We start from the raw sequence: 5,685 nt of genomic DNA on the forward strand, positions 1-5,685 counted from the left end.
CCGAACATGATGCCCTGGTCGCCCGCGCCCTGCGAGTCGTCCTCGTCGCTGTTGGTTCCCTCACGCTCCTCGAGGGAGCGGTTGACGCCGACCGCGATATCGGGTGACTGCCCGCCGATGGAGATGGAGACACCGCACGAGCGGCCGTCGAACCAGACATCGCTCGAGTCGTAGCCGATGTCGGTGATGCGCTTGCGCACGATGCCCGGAATGTCCACGTAACCGGTCGTGGTGACCTCGCCCGCCACGTGCACGAGGCCGGTCGTCACCAGGGTCTCAACCGCCACGCGGGCGTGCTTGTCTTCCGCGAGCAACGCATCGAGGATCGAGTCGGAGATCTGGTCGCAGATCTTGTCGGGGTGACCCTCGGTCACTGATTCCGACGTGAAGAGACGCAGAGGGCTGCTCATGGAAATCCTTGGGGTTGGGGAGCTCAGACCAGCAGATCGAGTACAGAATCAGCGACTGCCGCCTTGCTCCCGCTGGCCTCGCTCACTATATCGCCGGTGCCCGACAGCACGATGATGGCGTTGCTCTCTGTTGCAAAACCCTCGGTCCAGCCGACCATGTTGACGACGAGATAGTCGACGCCCTTGCGCGCGGCCTTGGCGACGCCGAGCGCGATCAGTGCAGTGCGGTCCTGCTCCGTCTCTGCGGCGAAGCCGATGACGACCTGCCCCGGAGTGCGGCGCTCGGTGAGGCCCCGCAGAATGTCGGGGTTCTTGACGAGGGTGAGCTGCAGGGTGTCGCCCTGCGTCTCCTTCTTGATCTTGGTGTCCGCGACGCTTTCCGGCCGGTAGTCCGCGACGGCCGCCGCCATGATGACCACGTCGGCATCAGCAGCCGCAGCGCTCACAGCCGCCTCGAGTTCGAGCGTCGAGCTGACATGCGTGACCGAGACGTGCTGTGGCGCATCCACCTCGAGGTTCGCGGCGATGAGGGCGACCTCGGCGCCGCGCGCGGCAGCGGCAACAGCGAGGGCGACGCCCTGCTTGCCGCTGGACCGGTTGCCGATGAAGCGAACGGGGTCCAGCGCCTCCCGCGTGCCTCCGGCGGAGATGAGGATGCGCCGGCCGGCCAGATCACGCGGGCCGACAGCCGCAAGTGCGGCGGCCACAATCTCGTCGGGCTCGCTCATGCGGCCCGGGCCGGAGTCCTTGCCGGTCAGCTGCCCGACCGCTGGACCGACGACGGTGATGCCGCGCTCGCGCAGCAGCGCGACGTTCGCGACGGTCGCCGGGTTCTGCCACATCTCGGTGTGCATGGCCGGGGCGACCACGACGGGTGCCGTGGAGGCGAGCACAGAGTTGGTGAGCAGGTCGTCGGCAATCCCGTGCGCCAGCTTTGCGAGCGTGTTGGCGGTTGCGGGTGCGATCACGATCAGGTCAGCCGCCTGGCCGATCGCGACGTGGCGAACCTCGGCGACACCCTCGTAGAGGTCGGAGTGCACGGGGTTGCGGCTGATGGCCTCGAACGTCGGTCGACCGACGAATCGCAGCGCCGCATCCGTGGGGATGACGTGCACATCGTGGCCCGCGAGAACAAGCCCACGGATCACGTTGACGGCCTTGTAGGCGGCGATGCCGCCGGTCACGCCGACAACGATGTTCACGCGGAGTGCTTACTCTTCGCTGAGGCGCTGCAGAACGAGCTTGTCCTCGTTGATCTCCTTAAGAGCAACCGAGAGCGGCTTGTCGTCGATCGTCGAGTCGACGAGCGGGCCGACATTGTCGAAGAGCGAGCCCTCGTGCAGGTCGGCGTAGTAGTCGTTGATCTGGCGCGCGCGCTTCGAGGCGAAGATCACGAGCTGGTACTTGGAGTCGACCTTCGAGAGCAGCTCGTCGATGGGCGGGTCAATGATTCCACTGTGGCGGTCGACCATGGTGAAGCTCCTTCAGATTGGGAAGATTGTGCCGTCAGGTGCGTTTGCGCACGCGGCTGTAGACCATTTTAGCCTGACCACGCCAGATTTTGCCGCCAGGCGTGCGGATCACCTTGTATACGGCGACGAAACAGCCATGAGGTCGACGACCTCCTGCGCAGCCTGGCTCACGTCGTGGTTGACGACCTTGAAGTCAAACTCGTCCTGCGCGGCGAGCTCGACGCGTGCGGTCTCCAGGCGACGCTGCTGCTCGGCCGGGCTCTCGGTACCGCGACCGATGAGGCGCCGCACGAGCTCCTCCCAAGTCGGCGGCAGCAGAAAGACGAGGCGTGCCTCCGGCATGGCCGCGCGCACCAGCCTCGCGCCCTGCAGGTCGATCTCGAGCAGGACGCTGCGTCCCTCCTCGAGAGCGACGTCGATGGGCGGACGCGGCGTTCCATAGCGGTAGGAGTTGTGCACAACAGCCCACTCGAGCAGCTCCCCCGCGGCGATCTTGCGGTCGAACTCCGCGTCGTCGACGAAGAAGTAGTGCACGCCGTCGATCTCGCCCGGGCGTGGGGCGCGAGTGGTGGCCGAGACGCTGATGTGCACATCCGGGTAGTTGTCGCGGATGTAGCTCGACACCGTGCCCTTGCCGACCGCTGTCGGCCCGGCAAGCACGACCAGGTGCGCGGGGGCGTCCCCCTCGCGCTGCTGCAGGTAGTCGTGCAGTTTCACGCGCTGCCGGTTTCCGAGTCCGCCGACGCGCTTCTTGTCAGAGATCTCGAGGTCGGCGAGCGTCTTGGCGACACGGGTAGGGCCAAGGCCGGGGATGCTGGTGAGCAGCTCGCGAACGCGCATGCCCGCCTCGGCGCTGCTCGCATCCGTCCACCCGGCCTGCGCGGCATCGAGGGCCGTGCGGCTGCGCGTCGCGATCGCGTTCTTGACCGCGGCCCGCGCCTGACGGGCGGCGACTGCCGCCTTGCCCGCCGCGATGCGGTCAACCTCGGGTGGATCCGGACGCGGGCTCATGCGGCCAGCGCCTCCGCGACCTCAGCGGCCTGCTGCTCAATAGCTGCGGCGATGCCCGACGGCCCCGCAGCGAGGATGCTGCGGGAGGCGCTGACGAGAACGTTGGCCGCGGCCGCGCCGTAGAGCGCACGCAGGTCGCCGATTCGTGCACCCTGGTGCCCGAAGCCCGGAGCGAGAACCGGGATGTTGCCGAGGTCGGTGATGCCGAAGTCGCCTCGGTCGACCGTTGCACCGAGCACGATGCCGACGGAGCCGAGCCCGGCGTCGGCGCTGTTCCACTGCTGCACCTCTTCGACGATACCCGCGGCCACGGTCGAGCCGCTGGCCATGCGCGAAGTCTGCAGGGCGAGAGCCTCGGGGTTGGAGGTCGCGGCGAGCACGAAGAGGCCCTTGCCGTTCGCCGCGGCGATGGCCCGTGGTCCCTCGATCGAGCCGATGCCGAGGTAGGGGCTGACGGTGATGGCGTGTACCTCGAGGGGCGAGCCCGGCGTCAGCCAGGCGGAGGCGTAGGCGTCGAAGGTGGAGCCGATGTCGCCGCGCTTCGCATCGGCGATCACGAGCAGGCCCGCGGCGCGTGCGGCCCCGAGCACGTCTTCGAGGGCGGCGAAGCCGGCGGATCCGTGCCGCTCGAAGAACGCCACCTGTGGCTTCACTATCGCGGCCCGGGTGGAGGCGGCTTCGACAACCCGCAGGCCGAACTCGCGCAGGCCGGCAGGGTCATCCGTCAGGTTCCACTGCGCGAGCAGGAAGGCGTGAGGATCGATGCCGACACAGAGGTTGCCCCCGGTGTCGAAGGCGGACCGCAGCCGCTCGCCGAAGGTCAAACCGAGGCCGCCAGACGCTGTGCGCGGTCGATCGCGTAGTCCTGCAGGCTGCGCACGTCGAAGCCGTTCTGAATGGACTCGATGGACGCCACCGCGGCGCCCACCTGCGCCATCGTCGTGAACAGCGGCTTGTCGGCCGCGACCGTCGCCGTGCGGATCTCGTAGCCGTCGGCGCGGGCGGCGCGGCCGCTCGGCGTGTTGATGACGACGTCGATCTTGCCGGCGTTGATGAGGTCGACGACCGTCTCGGTGTCGCCCGCGGCCTGCCCCTGGAAGTACTTCTCGACGATGACCGCCTCGATGCCGTTGCGGTTGAGCACCTCTGCGGTGCCCTCCGTTGCGAGAATCGTGAAGCCCAGCTGCTGCAGGCGAAGCACCGGCAGGATGATGGCGCGCTTGTCACGGTCGGCCACCGAGATGAAGACCGTTCCACTCGTCGGCAGGCCGCCGTAGGCCGCCGACTGGCTCTTGGCGAAGGCCTTGGGAAAGTTCGAGTCGATACCCATGACCTCGCCCGTGGAGCGCATCTCCGGGCCGAGAACCGAGTCGACGACCTGGCCCTCCTTGGTGCGGAAGCGGCGGAAGGGCAGCACTGCCTCCTTCACCGCGATGGGCGAGTCGAGCGGCACCACCGAGCCGTCCTGCGTGGGCAGCAGGCCCGAGTCGACGAGGTCGCGGATGCTGCTGCCGACCATGAGCAGCGAGGCCGCCTTGGCGAGCGGGATGCCGAGAGCCTTCGACACGAACGGCACCGTGCGCGAGGCGCGCGGGTTGGCCTCGAGCACGTAGAGGATTCCCTGCCCGATGGCGAACTGCACGTTGAGGAGGCCCTGCACGCCGATGCCCTTGGCGATGCCGAGCGTCGCCTCGCGCACCGCGTCGATGACGTGGCGGCCGAGGGTGACCGGCGGAAGGGTGCACGCGGAGTCTCCCGAGTGCACGCCCGCCTCCTCGATATGCTCCATGATGCCGCCGATATAGAGCTCTGTGCCGTCGTAGAGCGCGTCGACGTCGATCTCGATCGCGTCGTCGAGGAAGCGGTCGACCAGCAGCGGCGAGTCGGCGGCGATGATGGCCTGGTCTTTCACGCGATCGAAGTAGTCGCGCATGCTCGCTGTGTCGTAGACGATCTCCATGCCGCGGCCGCCGAGCACGTAGCTCGGGCGCACGAGAACCGGGTAGCCGATGTCCTCGGCGATCGTCACGGCGTTGTCGACGTCGACGGCGGTGCCGTTCTTCGGGCTGAGCAGTCCGGCGTCGGCGAGGATGCCGCTGAACAGCCCGCGCTCCTCAGCCAGGTCGATCGCCTCCGGGCTGGTGCCGAGGATGGTGACACCCGCGGCCTTGAGGCCCTTGGCGAGGCCGAGGGCCGTCTGGCCACCGAGCTGCACGACGACGCCAACGAGCTCACCCGACTGCGACTCAGCGTGGATGATCTCGAGAACGTCCTCCAGCGTCAGCGGCTCGAAGTAGAGCCGGTCGCTCGTGTCGTAGTCGGTCGAGACCGTCTCGGGGTTGCAGTTGATCATGATCGTCTCGAAACCCGCCTCGGCGAGGGCGAAGCTCGCATGCACGCAGGAGTAGTCGAACTCGATTCCCTGGCCGATGCGGTTCGGGCCGGAGCCGAGAATGACGACCTTGCGGCGGTCGCTCGGCGAGACCTCGGTCTCGAGGTCGTAGCTCGAGTAGTGGTACGGGGTGAGGGCCGGGAACTCGCCGGCACAGGTGTCCACCGTCTTGAAGACGGGGCGCACGTTCTTGTGCCAGCGGGTATCGCGAACGGCCTGCTCGCTGAGGCCACGCAGCTCGGCGATCTGCAGGTCGCTGAAGCCGTGGTCCTTCGCGTGGCGGAGGATCGACGCGTCAAGCTCCTTCGAGGCGGCGATCTCTGCGGCAACCTCGTTGATGAGGATGATCTGGTCGATGAACCACGGATCGATCTTGGTGGCCTCGAAGACCTCCTCGCTC

At 67.7% G+C, this 5,685-nt stretch carries 6 protein-coding genes; all 6 read right to left on the reverse strand.

Annotation, left to right across the window (positions count from 1 at the left end; translation table 11 throughout):
• The coding region (locus ACILQS_RS15195) for an S-adenosylmethionine synthetase N-terminal domain-containing protein (protein WP_395640965.1) at nt 1–410 on the reverse strand (410 nt) is incomplete at its 3' end.
• Nucleotides 411–433: 23 nt separating this feature from the next.
• Complete coding sequence (gene coaBC / locus ACILQS_RS15200) at nt 434–1,612, reverse strand: bifunctional phosphopantothenoylcysteine decarboxylase/phosphopantothenate--cysteine ligase CoaBC (RefSeq protein ID WP_395640966.1); 1,179 nt, start codon at nt 1,610–1,612, stop codon at nt 434–436.
• 9 nt (nt 1,613–1,621) lie between these two features.
• Nucleotides 1,622–1,882, reverse strand: coding sequence for a DNA-directed RNA polymerase subunit omega (gene rpoZ / locus ACILQS_RS15205; protein ID WP_395640967.1), 261 nt, complete (start codon nt 1,880–1,882; stop codon nt 1,622–1,624).
• A 108-nt stretch (nt 1,883–1,990) separates the two neighbouring features.
• Complete coding sequence (gene gmk, locus ACILQS_RS15210; protein WP_395640968.1) at nt 1,991–2,893, reverse strand: guanylate kinase; 903 nt, start codon at nt 2,891–2,893, stop codon at nt 1,991–1,993.
• Nucleotides 2,890–3,717 (reverse strand): orotidine-5'-phosphate decarboxylase, encoded by an 828-nt coding sequence (pyrF, locus tag ACILQS_RS15215; protein WP_395640969.1) that lies wholly within the window; start codon nt 3,715–3,717, stop codon nt 2,890–2,892. Before pyrF ends, gmk begins: the two co-directional genes overlap by 4 nt.
• Nucleotides 3,714–5,685, reverse strand: a 1,972-nt coding sequence (gene carB / locus ACILQS_RS15220) for a carbamoyl-phosphate synthase large subunit (protein WP_395640970.1), incomplete at its 5' end; no start/stop codon positions are given. The genes carB and pyrF, both read right to left, overlap by 4 nt.

The sequence above is a fragment of the Pseudolysinimonas sp. genome, from assembly GCF_044239695.1.
Taxonomy (GTDB): domain Bacteria; phylum Actinomycetota; class Actinomycetes; order Actinomycetales; family Microbacteriaceae; genus Pseudolysinimonas_A.

Bases quoted from the DNA above. Each gene is read 5' to 3' on its own strand.
- gmk (WP_395640968.1), bottom strand. From the start codon at position 2,893: ATGAGCCCGCGTCCGGATCCACCCGAGGTTGACCGCATCGCGGCGGGC.
- rpoZ (WP_395640967.1), bottom strand. From the start codon at position 1,882: ATGGTCGACCGCCACAGTGGAATCATTGACCCGCCCATCGACGAGCTG.